The sequence below is a fragment of the Nocardia sp. NPDC050697 genome (assembly GCF_040654395.1).
Classification (GTDB): Bacteria; Actinomycetota; Actinomycetes; order Mycobacteriales; family Mycobacteriaceae; genus Nocardia.
Genome location: NZ_JBFAHY010000001.1, coordinates 812695 through 829427, shown reverse-complemented (window position 1 = coordinate 829427; position 16733 = coordinate 812695). Strand labels below are relative to the sequence as shown.

Here is a 16733-nt window from a genome sequence, read left to right as displayed (position 1 = left end):
CATGACCAGACAGCTGCACCTCAACGCCTTCCTGATGTCGGTGGGCCACCACGAGGCCGCCTGGCGGCTGCCGGAGAGCGACCCGCACGCGCACATCGATATCGACCACTACGTGGCGCTGGCCCGCACCGCCGAGCGCGGCAAGCTGGACTCGATCTTCTTCGCCGACAGCCCGGTGCTCATGGGCGATCCGGGCAGGCGCCCGCAGGGCAAGCTGGAGCCGACCGTGATCCTCACCGCGGTCGCCGTGCAGACCAGCCGGATCGGGCTCATCGCCACCGCCTCCACCAGCTACAACGACCCCTACAACCTGGCCCGCCGGTTCGCCTCGGTGGACTGGGTGAGCAAGGGCAGGGCGGGCTGGAACATCGTCACCACCGCAGGGGCCGACGCCGCGCGCAACTTCGGGCTGGACGACACCCCCGAGCACCGGGTGCGCTACGAGCGCGCTGCGGAGTTCGTCGACGTGGCCACCAAGCTCTGGGACAGCTGGGCCGACGACGCGGTGATCGGTGACAAGGCGCTCGGCATCCACGCCGACGCGGAGAAGGTGCGCGCCATCGGGCACCGCGGCGAGTTCTTCTCGGTGGAGGGGCCGCTCAATGTGCCGCGCCCGCCGCAGGGGTACCCGCTGCTGGTGCAGGCGGGCTCCTCGGAGAACGGCAAGAACTTCGCCGCGCGCTACGCCGAGGCGGTCTTCACCGCGCAGCAGACCTTCGCCGACGCCATCGCCTTCTACACCGATCTCAAGGACCGGGCCCGCCGGCTCGGCCGCGACCCGGAGACCATCAAGATCCTGCCCGGCATCGTCCCGGTCATCGGCGACACCGAGGCGGAGGCGCGTGCGCTCGACGCCGAGCTGGCCCGGCTCATCTCCCCGGAGTACGCGCGGGCGCAGCTGGCCGAGCGGTTCAAGCTGCCGGTCGAGGCGCTGGAGCTGGACAGCGAGCTGCCCGCCGAGCTGCCGTCGGAGGACGAGATCGAGGGCGCCAAGAGCCGCTTCACCCTGATCGTCAACCTGGCCAGGCGCGAGCACCTCACCGTGCGCGAGCTGATCTCCCGGCTCGGCGGCGGCCGCGGGCACCGCACCATCGCCGGCACCCCGGTGCAGATCGCGGACACCATCGAGGACTGGTTCCGGCGCGGCGCCGCCGACGGCTTCAACATCATGCCCGCGGTGCTGCCCTCCGGGCTGGACCGCTTCGTGGACGACGTGGTGCCGATCCTGCAGGAGCGCGGGCTCTTCCGCACCGAGTACACCGCGACCACGCTGCGCGGCCACTACGGCCTCGACCGTCCGGAGAACCGGTACGACGCCGCGGATCCGCTCGCGGTCGCGCGGTGAGCGCGCAGAATGGAGAAGTGCTTAGCTCTACGAACGAACCGCGCGGCGACTGGATCCGCTACCTGATCCGCCGATGCCGGGCGCACCCGAGGGCCGTGCTCGGCGCGGCCGCGGGGGCGGCGGGGGCCGCGCTGCTCACCGCGAGCCTTCCGCTCATCGTGCGGCACGTGGTCGATACGCTCACCGGCACCGCCGCTTCGGTGCTGCCGTGGGCGTTCCTGCTGCTCGGGCTCGGGCTGCTGCGCTTCGTGGCCTCGTTCGTGCGCCGGGTGACCTCCTCGCAGCTCTCGCTCGGCGTGCAGCACGATCTGCGCCGCGACCTCTTCGCCGCGCTGCTGCGGCTGGACGGCCGGGCCCAGGGCGAGCTGCGCACCGGCCAGGTGGTGAGCCGGGCCATCACCGACGTCACCCTGATCCAGATGTTCCTGCAGCTCATCCCGATCGTCACCGGCAATGTGCTGCTGCTGATCGCGGCGCTGGTGCTGATGACGGTGATGTCGCCGCCGCTCACCGTGGTCGCGCTGCTGGTGATCCCGGCGCTGTGGATCCTGACCAGGCGCAGCCAGCGCCAGCTCTTCCCGGCGAACTGGGACGCGCAGGCCAGGGCCGCGGAGGTCGCCATCCGGGTGGAGGCGGCGGTGGCGGGCGTCCGGGTGGTGAAGGGGTTCGGGCAGGAGCGGCGCGAGCTGGACGGGCTCGCGGACACCGCCCGCGACCTCTACCGCTCCCGGCTCCGGGTGAACCGGATCACCAGCCGATTCACCCCGGCCGTGCAGTCGGTGCCCGCCATCGGCCAGGCGCTCGTCCTCGTGCTCGGCGGGGTGCTCGCGCTGAACGCCTCGGTGAGCCTCGGCACCTTCCTCGCCTTCATGACCTACCTCGGCTCCTTCGTCGCGCCGATCCGGCAGTTCGCCATGCTGCTCACCGTGAGCCAGCAGGGCAGGGCCGCGCTGGACCGGGTGCGCGAGGTGATCGAGACCGAGCCGTCTGCCACCGCGGCGGCCGCGGCCGCGATCGGCACCACGGCGCGGCCCGCCACCGCGGCCTTGATCGGCACCGCGCCACCCCCAGCTCCACCGGACCCTGTCACGGCACCACCCGGACTCGGATTCCACGGCGTGCGGGTGACTCTCGGCTCCACCACCGTGCTGGACGGGCTCGACCTCACCGTCCAGCCCGGCGAGACCGTGGCGATCGCGGGCGGCGCGGGCAGCGGCAAATCCACGCTCGCGCTGCTGATCCCGCGCCTCCTCGACCCCGACGCGGGCAGCATCACGCTCGGCGGCACCGATATTCGCGAGCTGCCCGGCGTGCGGGCCGAGGTCGCGGTGGTCTTCGAGGACACCCACCTGGTGGCGGGCACGGTGCGCGCCAATGTCGCCTACGGCGTGCCGGACGCCACCGACGACGCCATCCGGCACGCGCTGCACCTGGCCGCCGCCGACGAGTTCGTGGCCGCGCTACCGCAGGGCCTGGACACCAGGATCGGCGAGCGCGGGCAGCGGCTCTCCGGCGGGCAGCGGCAGCGCATCGCGCTGGCCCGTGCCCTGCTCACCGAGGCCCCCGTGCTGGTCCTCGACGATGCCACCTCGGCCATCGACGCCAGGGTGGAGGAGCGGATCTTCCAGCGCATCGCCGCCGAGGTGCGCGGCCGCACCACGCTGGTGGTCGCGCACCGGATGTCGACGCTGGCGCTGGCCGACCGGGTGGCCGTGCTTGACGGCGGCCGGGTCGCCGAGCTCGGCACGCTGGAGCAGCTGCGCGCCTCCGGCGAGCTCTTCCGCGCGCTCTTCACCCCGCCGGACGTCAGCGAGATCGACGCCGAGCCGCCCACCGGCAGCGCGCGCTCCACCACCGCGCCGCTCTGGAACGAACCGGCGGGCGGCTCCGACGACGACCGCGCGCTGGAGCAGGCGGCCGCCGCCTTCTCGCAGCGCGCCGCGGGCGCACCCGCCGGGCTCGGCCGCGGCGGCGCGGGCGGTGGCATGATGACCGCCGCACCGCCCAGCGGCGACGTGCGGGCGCAGATCGACGCGCTGCCGCCGGTCACCGGCGAACCCGAGGTGGCCGACTCCTTCGCCCGCACCCCCGACCCGGCCTTCGGCACCGCCCGGCTGCTGCGCCCCTTCGCCGCGCCGCTGCTGGCCGGGCTCGGGCTGGTGGCGCTGGACGCGCTGGCCCAGATCCTGATCCCGGTGCTGGTCCGCTACGGCATCGACCACGGCGTGCTGGCCGGCGCCCGCGACGTGGTGCTGCTCGCGGCCGCCGCCGCGCTGATCGTCTGCCTGGTGGACTGGGGGATCGGCGTCGGCCAGCTGCGGGTGATGGGCCGGGCGGGGGAGCGGCTGCTCTACGGTCTGCGCGTCAAGACCTTCGCGCACCTGCAGCGGCTCGGGCTGCAGTACTACGAGCGCGAGCTCGGCGGCCGGATCATGACCAGGATGACCACCGACGTGGACGGCCTCTCCGCCTTCCTGCAGACCGGGCTGGCCACCGCGCTCACCAGCACCGTCACCGTGGCCGGGGTGGTGATCGCCATGCTGCTGATCGAGCCGCACCTGGCGCTGGTGGTGCTGGCGCTGCTGCCGATCCTGGTGGTCTCCACCGCGGCTTTCCGCCGGCTCTCGGTGCCGGCCTACGTCCTGGCCAGGGAGCGGGTCTCGGCGGTCAACGCCTACCTGCAGGAGAACGTCGACACCATCGCGGTCACCCAGGCCTACCGCCGGGAGCCGTTCAACCGCACCGAGTTCGAGCGCCGCTCCTGGTCGTACCGGAACGCGCGGCTGCGCAGCCAGCTGCTGATGGCGGTGTTCTTCCCCTTCATCGAGCTCATGTCGGTGATCGCCACCGCCGCGGTGCTCGCGGTCGGCGTGCACGACGTGCGCGAGGGCGTGCTCACCGCGGGCACCCTGATCGCCTTCCTGCTCTACATCGACCTGCTCTTCGCCCCCATCCAGCAGCTGTCGCAGGTCTTCGACAGCTACCAGCAGGCGGTGGTCGGCGTGGACCGGCTGGGTGAGCTGCTGCGCACCCCGGTCGCCACCCCCGAGGCCGCGGACGCGGTGCCGGTCGAGCGGCTGGCGGGCCGGATCGAGCTGCGCGACGTCGCCTTCGCCTACCACCCGGACACCCCCGAGGTCCTCACCGGCGTCGGGCTGAGCATCGCCGCCGGGCAGAAGGTGGCGCTGGTCGGCGAGACCGGCGCGGGGAAGTCCACGCTGGTCAAGCTGCTCGCCCGGTTCTACGACCCGACCGCGGGCGCGGTGCTGATCGACGGCGTCGACCTGCGCCGCTACCGGCTCGCCGACTTCCGGGCCCGGCTCGGCATCGTCCCGCAGGAGCCGTTCCTCTTCGGCGACACCGTGCGCGAGGCCATCGCCTACGGCCGCCCCGGCGCCGAACCGGCCGAGATCGAGTGGGCCGCGCGGGCGGTCGGCGCGCACGAGATGATCGCCGGGCTCGAGCACGGCTATCACCACCCCATCGGCCCCAACGGCCGCGCGCTCTCGGCCGGCCAGCGCCAGCTGCTCGCGCTGGCCAGGGCGCAGCTCGTCGAGCCGGACATCCTCATCCTGGACGAGGCCACCGCCTCGCTCGACCTCGCCACCGAGGCCAGGGTGCGCGCCGCCGTCGACGTGCTCACCGCGGGCCGCACCACCCTCGTCGTCGCGCACCGGCTGGCCACCGCCGCCGACGCCGACCTCATCGTGGTGGTGCGCGGCGGGCGGATCGAGCAGACCGGGACGCACGCCGAGCTGCTCGCCGTCGAGGGGACGTACCGGGAGCTGTGGGCGGCCTACGTCGGCGACGGCGCGGCCGTGCCGAACCCGTGACCCCTCAGAACGGCGGGTTGTCGGCGGCCTGGCGGGCGGCGTCGAGCAGGGCGAGCACCTCGGCCGCGCGCGGCGCCGCCCCCTCGGCCAGGTTCGCCGGCTCGGCCTCGACCCGGCGGATGATCCCGGCGTAGATGGCGGCGATCTTCCAGATGCCGAGCACGTACCAGAAGCGCAGGGCGGTGCGGTCGCGGCCGGTGGCGTCGAGGTAGAGCTCGGCGAGGCCGGCGCGGCCGGGCATGCCGGGGAGCGGGGGGAGGCCGAGGCCGAAGGTGGGGAGTTCGGGGTCGGGCCAGAAGGCGAGGGCGTAGCCGACGTCGGCGAGCGGGTCGCCGAGCGTGGAGAGCTCCCAGTCCAGCGCGGCGACCACGGTGCCGTCGTCCGGCGCGGTGATCACATTGCGCAGGTGGAAGTCGCCGTGCACCAGCCGCAGCTCCTGCCGCTCCGGGACACTCGCGGCCAGCCGCTCGGTGACGGCGTCGAAGGGGGCGTTGTCGCCGCTCCAGCTCTCCCGCCACTGCCGGGTCCAGCGCTTGAGCTGGCGCTGGGCGTAGGGGCCGTGCCCGGCGAGGCCGGTGAGCCCGGTCCGCTCCAGGTCGACGGCGTGCACCCGGGCCAGCACCGCCATCATGGAGGCGGCGAGCGCGCGCCTGCGCTCCGGGCCCATGGCCTCCAGCACGGCCGGTTCGTCGATCACCACGCCGGGCACGAACTCCATGAGCACGGCGGTGCTGTCGGTGACCGCGCCCGGTTCGGCGACGCCGAGAACGCGCGGCACCGGCACGTCGGTCGGCTCCAGCGCGCGCAGGATGCCCGCCTCCCGCGCCACGTCGTGCGCCGACTCCAGGAGCGTGCCGAGCGGCGGCCTGCGCAGGATCCAGCGCCGCTCGGACTCGTCGCGGACCAGGAAGGTCAGGTTGGACTGCCCGAAGCCGATGCGGGACAGCGTGATCGCGCCGGTGCGCGCGATCCCGAGCCGATCCAGCCAGGCGGTGACGGCGGCGCGATCGATGGCGGAACTGTTCAACGGCCGATCCTCCGTGCTCGGGGCGAAGGGCAAGCGTACGACAGCGGCTAATGGTTGTTAGCCTGATCGGAACCGATTCACGAATTGCCAGGAGGTCGGAGTGGCCGGCGTACTCGATTTGTTCAGCCTGCGCGGCAAGGTGGCCGTGGTGACCGGCGCCTCGTCCGGGCTCGGCGTTGCCTTCGCCCGCGCGCTCGCCGAGGCCGGCGCCGACGTGGTGCTCGCCGCCCGCCGGGTGGACCGGCTGAAGGAGACCGCGCTGCTGGTCGAGCAGGCCGGGCAGCGCGCGCTCCCGGTGCAGCTCGACGTGGCGAACCCGGCCGACGCCAAGGCGGTCGCCGATGCCGCGGTGCGCGAGTTCGGCCGGATCGACATCCTGGTCAACAATGCCGGGATCGGCACCGCGGTGCCCGCGCTGCGCGAGACCCCGGAGCAGTTCACCCAGGTCATCGATGTGAACCTGAACGGCTGCTATTGGATGGCGCAGGCCTGCGCCGCGGTCATGCAGCCGGGCAGCAGCATCGTCAATATCTCCAGCGTGCTCGGCATCACCACGGCCGGGCTGCCGCAGGCCGCCTACGCCGCCAGCAAGGCCGGGCTGATCGGGCTCACCCGCGACCTGGCCCAGCAGTGGAGCGGGCGCCGCGGCATCCGGGTGAACGCCATCGCCCCCGGCTTCTTCACCTCCGAGATGACCGACCAGTACCAGGACGGCTACCTGGAGAGCCAGATCGGGCGGGTGCTGGTGAACCGGCTCGGCGACCCGGCCGAGCTCGCCGCGGCGGTGGTGTTCCTGGCCGGTGCCTCGGGCGGCTACGTCACCGGGCAGACGCTGGCGGTCGACGGCGGCTTCACCGTCACCTGATCACTCCGCGCCGACCAGCCGCAGCGCGAAGTCGGCGTACTGCCAGACGATCTCGTTCTCGCTGAACTCGCCGTCGTCCCGGAACCAGGTGGCGACGCCCAGGCCGAGATCGAGCACCGCGTAGGAGGCGACGCGGGTGGAGGTCACCCGGAACACCCCGGCGGCCACCCCGTCCGCGATCAGCGCGCGGAACGCCTGCTCGTACTCGGCCCGCCGGGCCAGCACCGCCGAGCGGTGCGGCTCGGTGAGGCTGCGGATCTCCCGGTTCCCGACGAACGCCTCCGCGCGGTGCCTGGCGTGGTAGCGCACGTGCGCCTCCACCGCCCGGCGCAGCCGCTCGGTGGGGTCGGCGGTGCCGGCGACGGCGCGCCGGTGCGCGTCCTGCAGCGCGTCCATGATGCCGTCCATGATCTCCGCGAGCAGCTCCTGCTTGGACGAGACGTGTTTGTACAGGCTCGGCCCGCGGATCCCGACCAGCGCGCCGATCTCGCTCATGGTGGTGGCCGGGTACCCCTGGCGCATGAACAGCTCCAGCGCGGCCCGGCGGATGGCGGCCGGGCGCGCCGACGCGGTGCTCGTCATCCCGGCTCCCTCGTTCGTGGCTAATTCATCGTAGCCACGGTGGGCGGCCGAGAGGCGGTCAGCTCCGGGGCGTCAGCAGGGCCCAGAGGTGGGTCAGGTGCTCGGCCATGTCGACCTCCTGGTCGTAGAGCCACTGCACCTGCAGCCCGTCGAGGAGCGCGACCGCGAGCACCGCGAAGCGCTCGGGCTCGATATCGGTGCGCAGCTGCCCCGCGCGCTGGAGGTCGCCGACGGCGTCGGCGATGAGCCGCCGGATCTCGCGGTAGCGGTCGCGGAAGTGCGGGTGCGCGGGGTGCTCGGGGCGGATCGCCTCGGCGGAGAAGCGGGTGTACAGCTCGACCAGGCCGGGTACCTCGGCATTGTGCCGGATCAGGCGGACCAGCCCGGCGGGCAGCTCGGGCGGGGTGTCCGGGGCGAGGAAGGCCGCGCGGTCGGCGGCGTCCCGGCGGGCCAGGATCGCCGTGAACAGCTCCTCCTTGCTGCCGAAGTAGTGCAGCAGCCCGGTCTGACTGAGCCCGGCCGCGTCGGCGAGTTCCCGGACCGTCGTCCGGCCGTAGCCGACCCGGGCGACCAGCTCCAGCGCGGTTTCCAGGATCTCCTCGCGCTTGGCGATTCCCTTCGAATACGAGCCGCGCCGGGTCACGCCGTGACTGTACTCGGCGTGCCTTGCCCCTGAAAACCGAATGACATACTGTTTTCACCACCCCGACCCCGAGGAGCCTCGATGACGAGCGATATCGGCGATCTGTCCTTGGCCGAGCGGGCCGCGCTCGGCAGCGGCGCGGACTTCTGGAGTACGAAGGCGGTCGGGCCGGTCGGGTCGCTGGTGCTGACCGACGGGCCGCACGGGGTGCGCAGGCAGACCGGGGCCACCGATCACCTGGGGCTGGCCGGGAGCGAGCCCGCGACCTGTTTCCCGCCCGCGGTGGGGCTGGCGCAGAGCTGGGATCCGGCGCTGGTGCGGCGGGTCGGGGTGGCGCTGGGGCGGGAGGCGCGGGCGCTCGGGGTGGACGTGCTGCTCGGGCCGGGGGTGAATACCAAGCGGGATCCGCGGGGCGGGCGGAACTTCGAGTACTACTCGGAGGATCCGTACCTCACCGGGCGGCTCGGCGCCGCGTGGGTGGACGGCGTGCAGAGCGCCGGGGTGGGGGCCTCGCTCAAGCACTTCGCGGCCAACAATGCCGAGCACGATCGGATGCGGGCCAGCTCCGATATCGACCCGCGGCCGCTGCGCGAGATCTACCTGCGCGCGTTCTCGCACATCGTGCGCACGGCGCGGCCGTGGACGGTCATGTGCTCGTATAACCGCATCAACGGCGTGCCCGCGGCGCACAATCGCTGGCTGCTCACCGAGTTGCTGCGCGGGGAGTGGGGTTTCGACGGGGTCGTGGTGAGCGACTGGGGTGCGGTGTCGGATCGGGCCGCGTCGGTCGCGGCCGGGCTGGACCTGACCATGCCGGGCGGGGCCGGTGCCGGGGATGCGGCGGTGGTCGCCGCGGTCGAGGCGGGGACGTTGCCGGTCGCGGCGGTGGATGCCGCCGCCGCGAATGTGGCCGGGCTGGCCGCCCGGGTGCGCGCGGCGCGGGCCGGTAGCGCAGCGGCCCGGCCGGTGGACGGCGGCGATGCCGCGATGGCGACCCCCGAATCGTCGGACGCCGGAGGCGCGGATACCGGCCAGGGCGTCGCGCCGCTCGCCGACGAGCACCACCGCCTGGCCCGCGAGGCCGCCGCCCGCTGCATCGTCCTGCTGCAGAACGACCGCGACCTCCTGCCGCTCACCCCCGGCCGCTCGATCGCCGTGCTCGGCACCTTCGCCACCGAACCCCGCTACCAGGGCGGCGGCAGCTCACACGTCACCCCGACCCGGCTGGACACGCCGCTCGACGAGATCCGCGCGCTCGCGGGCGGCGGCACCGTCACCCACCACAGCGGTGCCGACCGGGACGAAGCCGTCGCCGCCGCGGCCGACGCCGAGGTGGCCGTGCTCTTCCTCGGTCTCGCCGCCGACCAGGAGTCCGAGGGCTTCGACCGCGAGCACCTCGAGCTCCCCGCCGACCAGCTCGAACTCCTCACCGCCGTGGTACACGCCCAGCCCGACACCGTCGTGGTGCTCGCGCACGGCGGCGTCCTGCGGCTCGAGCCGGTCGCCTGCCTCGCCCCCGCCGTGCTCGACGGCGGGCTGCTCGGCCAGGCGGGTGGTGGTGCGCTCGCCGACGTGCTGTTCGGCACCGTGAACCCGTCCGGGCGGCTCGCCGAGACGGTCCCGGTCCGGTTGCAGGACACCCCCGCCTACCTGAACTTTCCCGGCGAGAACTCGCACGTGCGCTACGGCGAGGGGTTCTTCGTCGGCTACCGCTGGTACGACGCGCGCGATATGGACGTCTGCTACCCGTTCGGGCACGGGTTGTCCTACACCACCTTCGGCTACGACGGGCTCACCGCCGAAGCGGGCGAGGACATCACCGTCCGGCTCACCGTCACCAATACCGGTACCCGCCCCGGCCGCGAGGTCGTCCAGATCTACGCCGGGCTCCCGGAGTCGGCGGTACAGCGCCCGATCCGCGCGCTGGCCGGGGCCACGGTGACCGGCGAGCTGGACCCGGGCGCGAGCGAGCAGGTCACGATCGTCCTGGCGCGGGAGGACCTGGCCTACTGGGAAACCCGCACCGGCACGTGGGTGGTCGAGGGCGGCACGTACCGGATCTGGGCGGGCGCCTCCAGCCGGGACCTCCGCGCGGTCACCGACCTCGACCTCCCCGGCGACCCGGTGCGGATCCCGATCACCGCGGACTCCACCCTCGGCGAGGCACTCGCCGACCCGCGCGCCGCGGCGGCGCTCGCCGAGGTGTTCGGCGGCATGACCGAAGCCATGGGCGACGGCAGCGCCATGGGCATGGACATGCTGCGCATGATCGCCTCCATCCCGCTGGGCAGGCTCACCGGCTTCGGCGTGGACGAGCAGCGGTTGGCCGAGGTGCTCGACGCCACCCGGGAATAGCCCGGAAACCGGCACGGGCGTGCCGATAGGCTCGGGGGCGCCCCACCCCCGGCCCCGAGGATGCCCCGTGAGCTTGCCGCCCGTCCTGATCGATCGCCTTCGCCTGCCCGTGATCGCCTCGCCGATGTTCATCGTCTCCGGCCCCGATCTGGTGATCGCCCAGTGCACCGCCGGGGTGGTCGGCTCGTTCCCGAGCCTGAACGCGCGGCCGCTGGCCGAGCTGCGGGTCTGGCTGACCCGGATCACCGAGGCGCTGGCCGCGCACGATGCCGCGCACCCGGAGGCGCCGAGCGCGCCGTTCGCGGTGAACCTCATCGTGCACCGGACGAATGCGCGGCTCGAGGAGGATCTGGCGCTGGTGGAGGAGTTCCGGGTGCCGATCGTGATCACCTCGCTCGGGGCGCGGCCCGAGGTGAACGAGCGGATCCACGCCTACGGCGGGATCGTGCTGCACGACATCATCCACGACGCCTTCGCGCGCAAGGCGGTGGACAAGGGCGCCGACGGGCTGATCGCGGTCGCGGCGGGCGCGGGCGGGCACGCGGGAACGCAGTCGCCGTTCGCGCTGGTGCAGGAGATCCGGGCGTGGTTCGACGGGCCGCTCGCGCTCTCCGGGTCGATCGCGCACGGGCGCTCGGTGCTGGCCGCCGAGGCGGCGGGGGCCGATCTGGCCTATATCGGGTCGCTCTTCATCGCCACCGAGGAGGCGAACGCGGTGCCCGGGTACAAGCAGATGGTGGTCGACTCCAGCGCCGCCGACATCGTCTACACCGACCGCTTCACCGGGGTGCACGGCAATTATCTCGCGCCGAGCATCGTCGCCGCCGGGCTCGACCCGGCCCGGTTGGCCGGCACCGAGGCGGGGGCCATCGACTTCGGCGACGACGGTGCGCTCGGTGCCAAGGCGTGGCGCGATATCTGGGGCGCGGGCCACGGGGTCGGCGCGGTCAGCGCGGTGCGCCCGGCGGGGGTGGTCGTGGAGCAGCTCGCCGCCGAGTACGACGCGGCACGCGAGCGCCTGCTCGTGCGCTGAGCCGGGGCCCGGGCTCAGGCGGCCTGCCCGGTCGTTACCGGCAACTCGATGAGCCCGTGCAGGGCGAGACCCTCGCGGTGCACGGCCGGACCGGTCACCGCCAGCTCGGGGAACGCGCGCAGCAGCGCCGGGAACGCGATCTGCGCTTCCAGCCGGGCCAGCGGGGCGCCGAGGCAGTAGTGCAGCCCGCCGCCGAAGGAGAGCGGCGCCTCGTCGGCCCGGTCCAGCCGCAGCACGTCGGGGTCGGGGAAGACCTCCGGGTCCCGATTGGCGGCGCCGATGAGCGTGACCACCCGCTGCCCGGCGGGCAGCACCCGGCCCGCCACCTCCAGCTCCTCGGGCGCGGTGCGCGAGGAGAGCAGCTGCACGGGGGAGTCGTAGCGCAGCAGCTCCTCGGTGGCGGCGGCCGCCAGCTCGGGCCGTTCGCGCAGCGCCGCCGCCTCGCCGGGGTGCTCGAGCAGCGCGACGAGGCCGTTGGCGAGCAGCCCGGTGGTGGTCTCGAAACCGGCGGCGAGCAGCAGCGCGGCGGTGGTGACGATCTCGTCGTCGGCGAGCCCGTCGACCTGGGCCAGCGCGGACATGAGGTCGTCGGCCGGTGCGCGGCGGCGCCGGGCGAGCAGGTCGCGGAAGTAGGCGTCGATCTCGACGGCGGCCGGGTCGGCGCGGTCGACGATCTCCGGGGTCAGCCCGTCCAGCACACCGGTCCAGTGCCGGACCAGCAGCTGGAACTGCGCGCGGTCCGGCTCCGGGATGCCGAGCAGTTCACCGATAACGGTGACCGGCAGCGGGAAGGCGAAGGCCTCGATGAAGTCGGCGGTGCGGGCCGCGCGCAGCTCCGCGATCAGGTCGTCGACGATGCGCTCGACGGCGGGGCGCAGCCCGGTGACCCGGCGCGCGGTGAAGGTGCCCGCGGCGGAGCGGCGCAGCCGGGTGTGCACCGGCGGGTTCCGCACCAGCATGCTGTTGAACATGAGCCGCAGCGCCGGCCGCTCCTGCCAGTGCTCGAAACCGGCGGCGGTGAGCGCGATCTCCGGGCGCTTGACGAAGCGGTGGTCGCGGATGAGCGCGGCGGCCAGCCGGTAGTCGGTGACGAGCAGGGTGCCGGTGGGGTCGAGCACGGCCGGGCCGAGCGCGCGCAGCCGCCGGTAGAGCGGGTACGGGTCGGCGCGGCCCTCCGGGCTCGACAGCTCGGTCAGCACCGCCATCAGGTCGGTGCCGGTCGATTCGATGTCGGCGGTCATCGTCACCCCCACTTCGGCGCCGAGACGGTCAGTGGTCCCGAGCGTACTCGCCGGACGCGGTCCCGCGGCTCGTGCCGGGCAACCGTGGCGCGTCCGGTCGCACAGCGAAAGTGCCAGCGTGCGAGCACTACTCGACCCGCCGCGGCCTCCGGGGGCGGCGGCGCGATCACCGGTGCCGAATGCCCGATCGACGCCGCCGATCGCGGGACCGTCGGTGCCGCGTGAGACAGTGGCCGCGACGAAAGGGGAGCCACGTGGCATCGACGGCCGAGCGGATCGGGCGCGGCACCGAGGCGGCGCTGGCCGCGATCACCGCGCAGGACGCGGCCGCCTTCACCGCGGCGACCGCCGACCTCGCCGCGCTCCCCGGCGAGCAGGTGGGGCTGGTCCTCGGCGGCGCCCTGCGCGACCTGCTCGAGGTCGCGCACCCGGACGGCCTGGACGCCGACGATATCCAGGCCGCGCTCGCGCGCACGGTCCGCGCGGCCGTCGCCTGGCTGCCGGAGCTCGACCCGACCGGGCTGGTCGCGGCGCTCACCGGCGCGCTCGGCGTCACCGAGCCGGACGAGGTGCCGCCCGCGCCCGCGGTGACCCAGCCCGGCGCGCTGCTGCTGATCGCCGACCTCGCCGCCGTCGCCCAGGTGCCGCCGGCCGCCGCGATCCGCGGCGCCTTCGCCGAGATCGAGCGCGCCGAAACGGTGGAGATGCCGTAGTCCGGCCGCGCCTCGGCGGCCCGCCGCGCTCAGGGCGGGTCGAGCACGTCGCTCTCGGCACCCACCCAGGCGCCGTGCAGCCCGGCGGGCACCCGGATCGGCAGCTGCACCGAGGCGACCGGCCCCGCGCCCGGATCCTCGGCGGTGAGGATGTGGAACCACGACCTCCCGTCGCCGGGATCGGTCGCGAGCGTGCCCCAGTAGTCACGCTCGGCGCCGGGCAGGAAGACCGGCTCCCCGACCGCGAGATCGCCCGCGTTCCACACCTTCTCGGTGTCCCGCTCGGCATCGAGGAAGACCAGCGCGTTGCGGCCGGGGCCGCTCGACGCGGTGGCGACGGTGCCGTGCGGCCGGGTGAGCAGCCGGTCGTCCACCCGCGGGAACTCCACGTACCGGTCGCTCAGCGTCGTGCGCTGCACCGAGCCGGACTCCGGATCGATCACCGCCCGCTCGACCCCGCCGCGCTGCGCCTCGGCGACCTCGGCGAGCCCGGTCGGGTAACTCCACCGCACGTAGTCCACGACCACCCGTCCCCGCTCGTCGTCGTGCGCGTTGGCGAAGTGCCACACCCAGAACGGGTCGGTGTGCGACCAGCGCACCGGCGATCCGTCGCGCGGGATGAGCGCGATCCGGGTGCCGTCGCCCGGCCGCCAGTCCAGCAGCGAGCCGCCGTTCAGCATGCCGGGGATGTCGAAGATCAGCGGGCCGAGGAAGAGCACGATGTAGCGCTCGGTGAGCGCCATGTCGTGCACCATGATCGGCTCGTCGACGCCGTCCACCGGGGTCGGGGCGCGGCGCAGCCCGCCGTCCGGCGCCACCACCGACCAGGCCAGGAAGGGCGGCTCCAGCCGGTAGGTGAAGAGCACGAGCTCGCCGGTGCGCGGGTCGAGCTTGGGGTGCGCGGTGCTGCCGAGCGCCATGGCGCCCGCGCAGTCGTCGCGGCCGAGGGTGGCCAGGTCATTGGGGTCGAGGCGGTAGGGCAGGTCGCTCTCCGCCATGGCGAGCAGCTTCCCGGCGTGCGCCACCACATTGATGTCGGGAAGTTCGCGGCTGGTCCCCGCGAGCTCCGGCCCGACCAGCTCGGCGCCGGGGGTGTAGAGGTCGGTGATGCCCGCCCAGATGGCGTGCCCGGCGCGCTCCTCGGCCACCACCATGGGGGTGCGGACGAAGCGGTTGGCGTAGCTCGCGGCGCCGTCGCGCAGGGTGACCCGGTGCACCATGGCGTCGCCGTCCAGCGGGTAGACGAAGGTGCCGATGGGGTCGAAGCGCGGGTTGGGGCCGTTGCGGAAGTAGGTGCCGTTCAGGTCCGCCGGGAGCGCGCCGGTGACCGGGAGGTCCGCGACGGAGACCTCGCGCCGCTGCGGCGCGAACACGCCGGAGAGGTGCGCGGTGCGGGTGAGGTCGACGGGGGCGGGCGGCGTCGGGGCTGCGGTCATCGGCTCTCCTCGAAACGGACCCCTTCGACCGCGAAGCCTATCCGCGTGGCCCGCCGGGAGCCGCGCGAACACGCGAACCGATGGCTCCGCGCACGACCCTGGACCGCTGAGCCCGGGTCAGCACTCGCTGGGGGCGGGCTCGCCGCGCAGCCGCGCACCGAGCCAGGCCGCGGCGCCAGGGAAGCCGCTGGCGAGCGCGACGATGTGCTCACCCGGCTCGCTGCGGAAGACCGCGTCCACGCCGCGCGCGCACTGCCGCTGGTAGAGCTCCTGCGCCCCCTCGAACGGAATCCACAGGTCGTGCGCGCCGTGGTAGATGTAAAGCGGCACCGGCGAGGTCCGGTCGCTGAGGTCGGTGCGGGCGAAGATCTCGTCCGCGACCGCGCTGTCCAGCGCGTCGGCGACATCGGCGGCGACGTCGATCGGGATGCCGATCACGCCGAGGACGCCGATGGCCTGCCCGCACACCGCGTTCAGCGGCGAGGTGGCCGCCCAGGCGCCGAGGTGGTTCATCCGGTCCAGGATCTCCGGGTGCTCGCGGGAGTAGGCGAGCACGACGGCGAGCAGCACGCCGGAGGCGAAGTTGCCGTTGAACCGGTCGGCGATCACCCGGTTGTCGGTGACCAGCCCGCCCATCGCGGCGCCGACCACCGCCTCACGCAGCTCCGGGGCGTACTCGCCGAGCAGCATGGCCGCGCCGTGCGAGGCGATGGCGCCGCCGGAGTAGCCGCCGAGCGCGAACCGGCTGGTGCCGAAGCCGGGGGTGGCGCGCACCGCGCGAATGCCGTCCAGGATGACGTGCGCGGCCACATTCGGCTCCGCGTACGCCATGTTCGGCCCCTCGTGGTCGGTGACCAGCACGGCGAAGCCCTGGTTCAGCCCCCAGGGCGCGGTGGGCGGGATGGAGTCGGTGGCGAAGTTCTTGAAGGCCGGGCCGTACGCCATGGCGTAGCCGGGGGTGCACTTGGTGCCGAGCGAGTTGATCGGCTGGTTGTCGACGAGCACCGGCCGGTCGCCCGCGGTCCACGGGGTGAGCGGCACGATCAGGGTGGCGGTGCCGAACGAGGGCGCGCCGGTCGCCGAGGTGGAGCGGTACTTGATCAGGGTGGCGCGGGCGATCGGCACCCCCACCACGAAGGCCGCCGTCGCGGTGACGTCGCGCTGCTCCACGATGTCGCCGGGGTTCAGCCCCGCCAGCCCGGGCGGGGTGACGTCGAAGAACGGGTCGCCGGTCGGCGGCGAGTGCACGGCGGCCAGCAGCGCGGCCTGGTCCGGGGTCAGCCCGTCGACCGGGGGCACGGGCGGGAGCGCGGGAGCCGGAATGGCGCTGTCGATGCCCTGCTGGAGCCCCGAGGGCGCGCCGGAATCCTCCTCGGCGCCGGCCGGGTGCTGCCCGGCCGCGAGCAGGCATGCGGTGGCGGCCGTGACCATCAGGGCACGGAACGACCGGCGTTCGTTCATCGAAAGACCTCGCGCGTGATTGCGAATCATGTTCCCGGACAATCGATCCGGGATTCGGAGTGGGGAGCGGCTCGACACTGAACCCGGCCCGCGGGAGCCACCGTAGTAGCCGGTCGGCGCTTTCCGGACACCGCGCGCCGATGTCTGGGACTTTCACCATTGCGGCCCCGGAGTGATCTTGGAGATCGCACATCGATGG

General features: G+C 73.8%; 12 protein-coding genes. 6 read left to right on the top strand and 6 right to left on the bottom strand.

The window, feature by feature from the left end:
• Nucleotide 1 precedes the first annotated feature (1 nt).
• Nucleotides 2-1345 (top strand): LLM class flavin-dependent oxidoreductase, encoded by a 1344-nt coding sequence (locus tag AB0H71_RS04130; protein ID WP_357014637.1) that lies wholly within the window; start codon nt 2-4, stop codon nt 1343-1345.
• Between the two features lie 17 nt (nt 1346-1362).
• Entirely contained in the window at nt 1363-5178 is a 3816-nt protein-coding gene (locus tag AB0H71_RS04125) for an ABC transporter ATP-binding protein (RefSeq protein WP_357014636.1), read from the top strand.
• Between the two features lie 4 nt (nt 5179-5182).
• On the opposite strand, the gene AB0H71_RS04120 is transcribed toward AB0H71_RS04125, so the two are convergent.
• Nucleotides 5183-6205 carry a phosphotransferase family protein gene (locus tag AB0H71_RS04120; RefSeq protein WP_357014634.1) on the bottom strand — a complete coding sequence of 341 codons (1023 nt, stop codon included), beginning with the start codon at nt 6203-6205 and terminating at the stop codon, nt 5183-5185.
• A 100-nt stretch (nt 6206-6305) separates the two neighbouring features.
• Between AB0H71_RS04120 and AB0H71_RS04115 the strand changes: the two genes are divergently transcribed.
• Nucleotides 6306-7070: an SDR family oxidoreductase gene (locus AB0H71_RS04115; RefSeq protein WP_357014633.1), complete on the top strand. Its 765-nt coding sequence runs from the start codon at nt 6306-6308 to the stop codon at nt 7068-7070.
• Here AB0H71_RS04115 and AB0H71_RS04110 read toward each other — a convergent pair whose 3' ends face one another.
• Nucleotides 7071-7652 (bottom strand): TetR/AcrR family transcriptional regulator, encoded by a 582-nt coding sequence (locus AB0H71_RS04110; protein ID WP_357014631.1) that lies wholly within the window; start codon nt 7650-7652, stop codon nt 7071-7073.
• A gap of 58 nt (nt 7653-7710) precedes the next feature.
• On the bottom strand, nt 7711-8295 hold the full coding sequence (locus tag AB0H71_RS04105; protein WP_357014630.1) for a TetR/AcrR family transcriptional regulator: 585 nt from the start codon (nt 8293-8295) through the stop codon (nt 7711-7713).
• 81 nt (nt 8296-8376) lie between these two features.
• Between AB0H71_RS04105 and AB0H71_RS04100 the strand changes: the two genes are divergently transcribed.
• Nucleotides 8377-10650: a glycoside hydrolase family 3 C-terminal domain-containing protein gene (locus AB0H71_RS04100; protein WP_357014628.1), complete on the top strand. Its 2274-nt coding sequence runs from the start codon at nt 8377-8379 to the stop codon at nt 10648-10650.
• 67 nt (nt 10651-10717) lie between these two features.
• Complete coding sequence (locus AB0H71_RS04095) at nt 10718-11683, top strand: nitronate monooxygenase family protein (protein WP_357014626.1); 966 nt, start codon at nt 10718-10720, stop codon at nt 11681-11683.
• A 14-nt stretch (nt 11684-11697) separates the two neighbouring features.
• Here AB0H71_RS04095 and AB0H71_RS04090 read toward each other — a convergent pair whose 3' ends face one another.
• Nucleotides 11698-12924: a cytochrome P450 gene (locus tag AB0H71_RS04090; RefSeq protein WP_357014625.1), complete on the bottom strand. Its 1227-nt coding sequence runs from the start codon at nt 12922-12924 to the stop codon at nt 11698-11700.
• Between the two features lie 254 nt (nt 12925-13178).
• Between AB0H71_RS04090 and AB0H71_RS04085 the strand changes: the two genes are divergently transcribed.
• Nucleotides 13179-13637 (top strand): hypothetical protein, encoded by a 459-nt coding sequence (locus tag AB0H71_RS04085; RefSeq protein ID WP_357014623.1) that lies wholly within the window; start codon nt 13179-13181, stop codon nt 13635-13637.
• A 29-nt stretch (nt 13638-13666) separates the two neighbouring features.
• Here AB0H71_RS04085 and AB0H71_RS04080 read toward each other — a convergent pair whose 3' ends face one another.
• Nucleotides 13667-15073 (bottom strand): carotenoid oxygenase family protein, encoded by a 1407-nt coding sequence (locus AB0H71_RS04080; protein WP_357014621.1) that lies wholly within the window; start codon nt 15071-15073, stop codon nt 13667-13669.
• 117 nt (nt 15074-15190) lie between these two features.
• Nucleotides 15191-16534: a lipase family protein gene (locus AB0H71_RS04075; RefSeq protein WP_357014619.1), complete on the bottom strand. Its 1344-nt coding sequence runs from the start codon at nt 16532-16534 to the stop codon at nt 15191-15193.
• Nucleotides 16535-16733 lie beyond the last annotated feature (199 nt).

Excerpts from the sequence above, each read along its gene's own strand:
- AB0H71_RS04130 (WP_357014637.1), top strand. The coding sequence starts at position 2 with ATGACCAGACAGCTGCACCTCAACGCCTTCCTGATGTCGGTGGGCCAC.
- AB0H71_RS04110 (WP_357014631.1), bottom strand. The coding sequence starts at position 7,652 with ATGACGAGCACCGCGTCGGCGCGCCCGGCCGCCATCCGCCGGGCCGCG.
- AB0H71_RS04100 (WP_357014628.1), top strand. The coding sequence starts at position 8,377 with ATGACGAGCGATATCGGCGATCTGTCCTTGGCCGAGCGGGCCGCGCTC.
- AB0H71_RS04090 (WP_357014625.1), bottom strand. The coding sequence starts at position 12,924 with ATGACCGCCGACATCGAATCGACCGGCACCGACCTGATGGCGGTGCTG.
- AB0H71_RS04080 (WP_357014621.1), bottom strand. The coding sequence starts at position 15,073 with ATGACCGCAGCCCCGACGCCGCCCGCCCCCGTCGACCTCACCCGCACC.
- AB0H71_RS04075 (WP_357014619.1), bottom strand. The coding sequence starts at position 16,534 with ATGAACGAACGCCGGTCGTTCCGTGCCCTGATGGTCACGGCCGCCACC.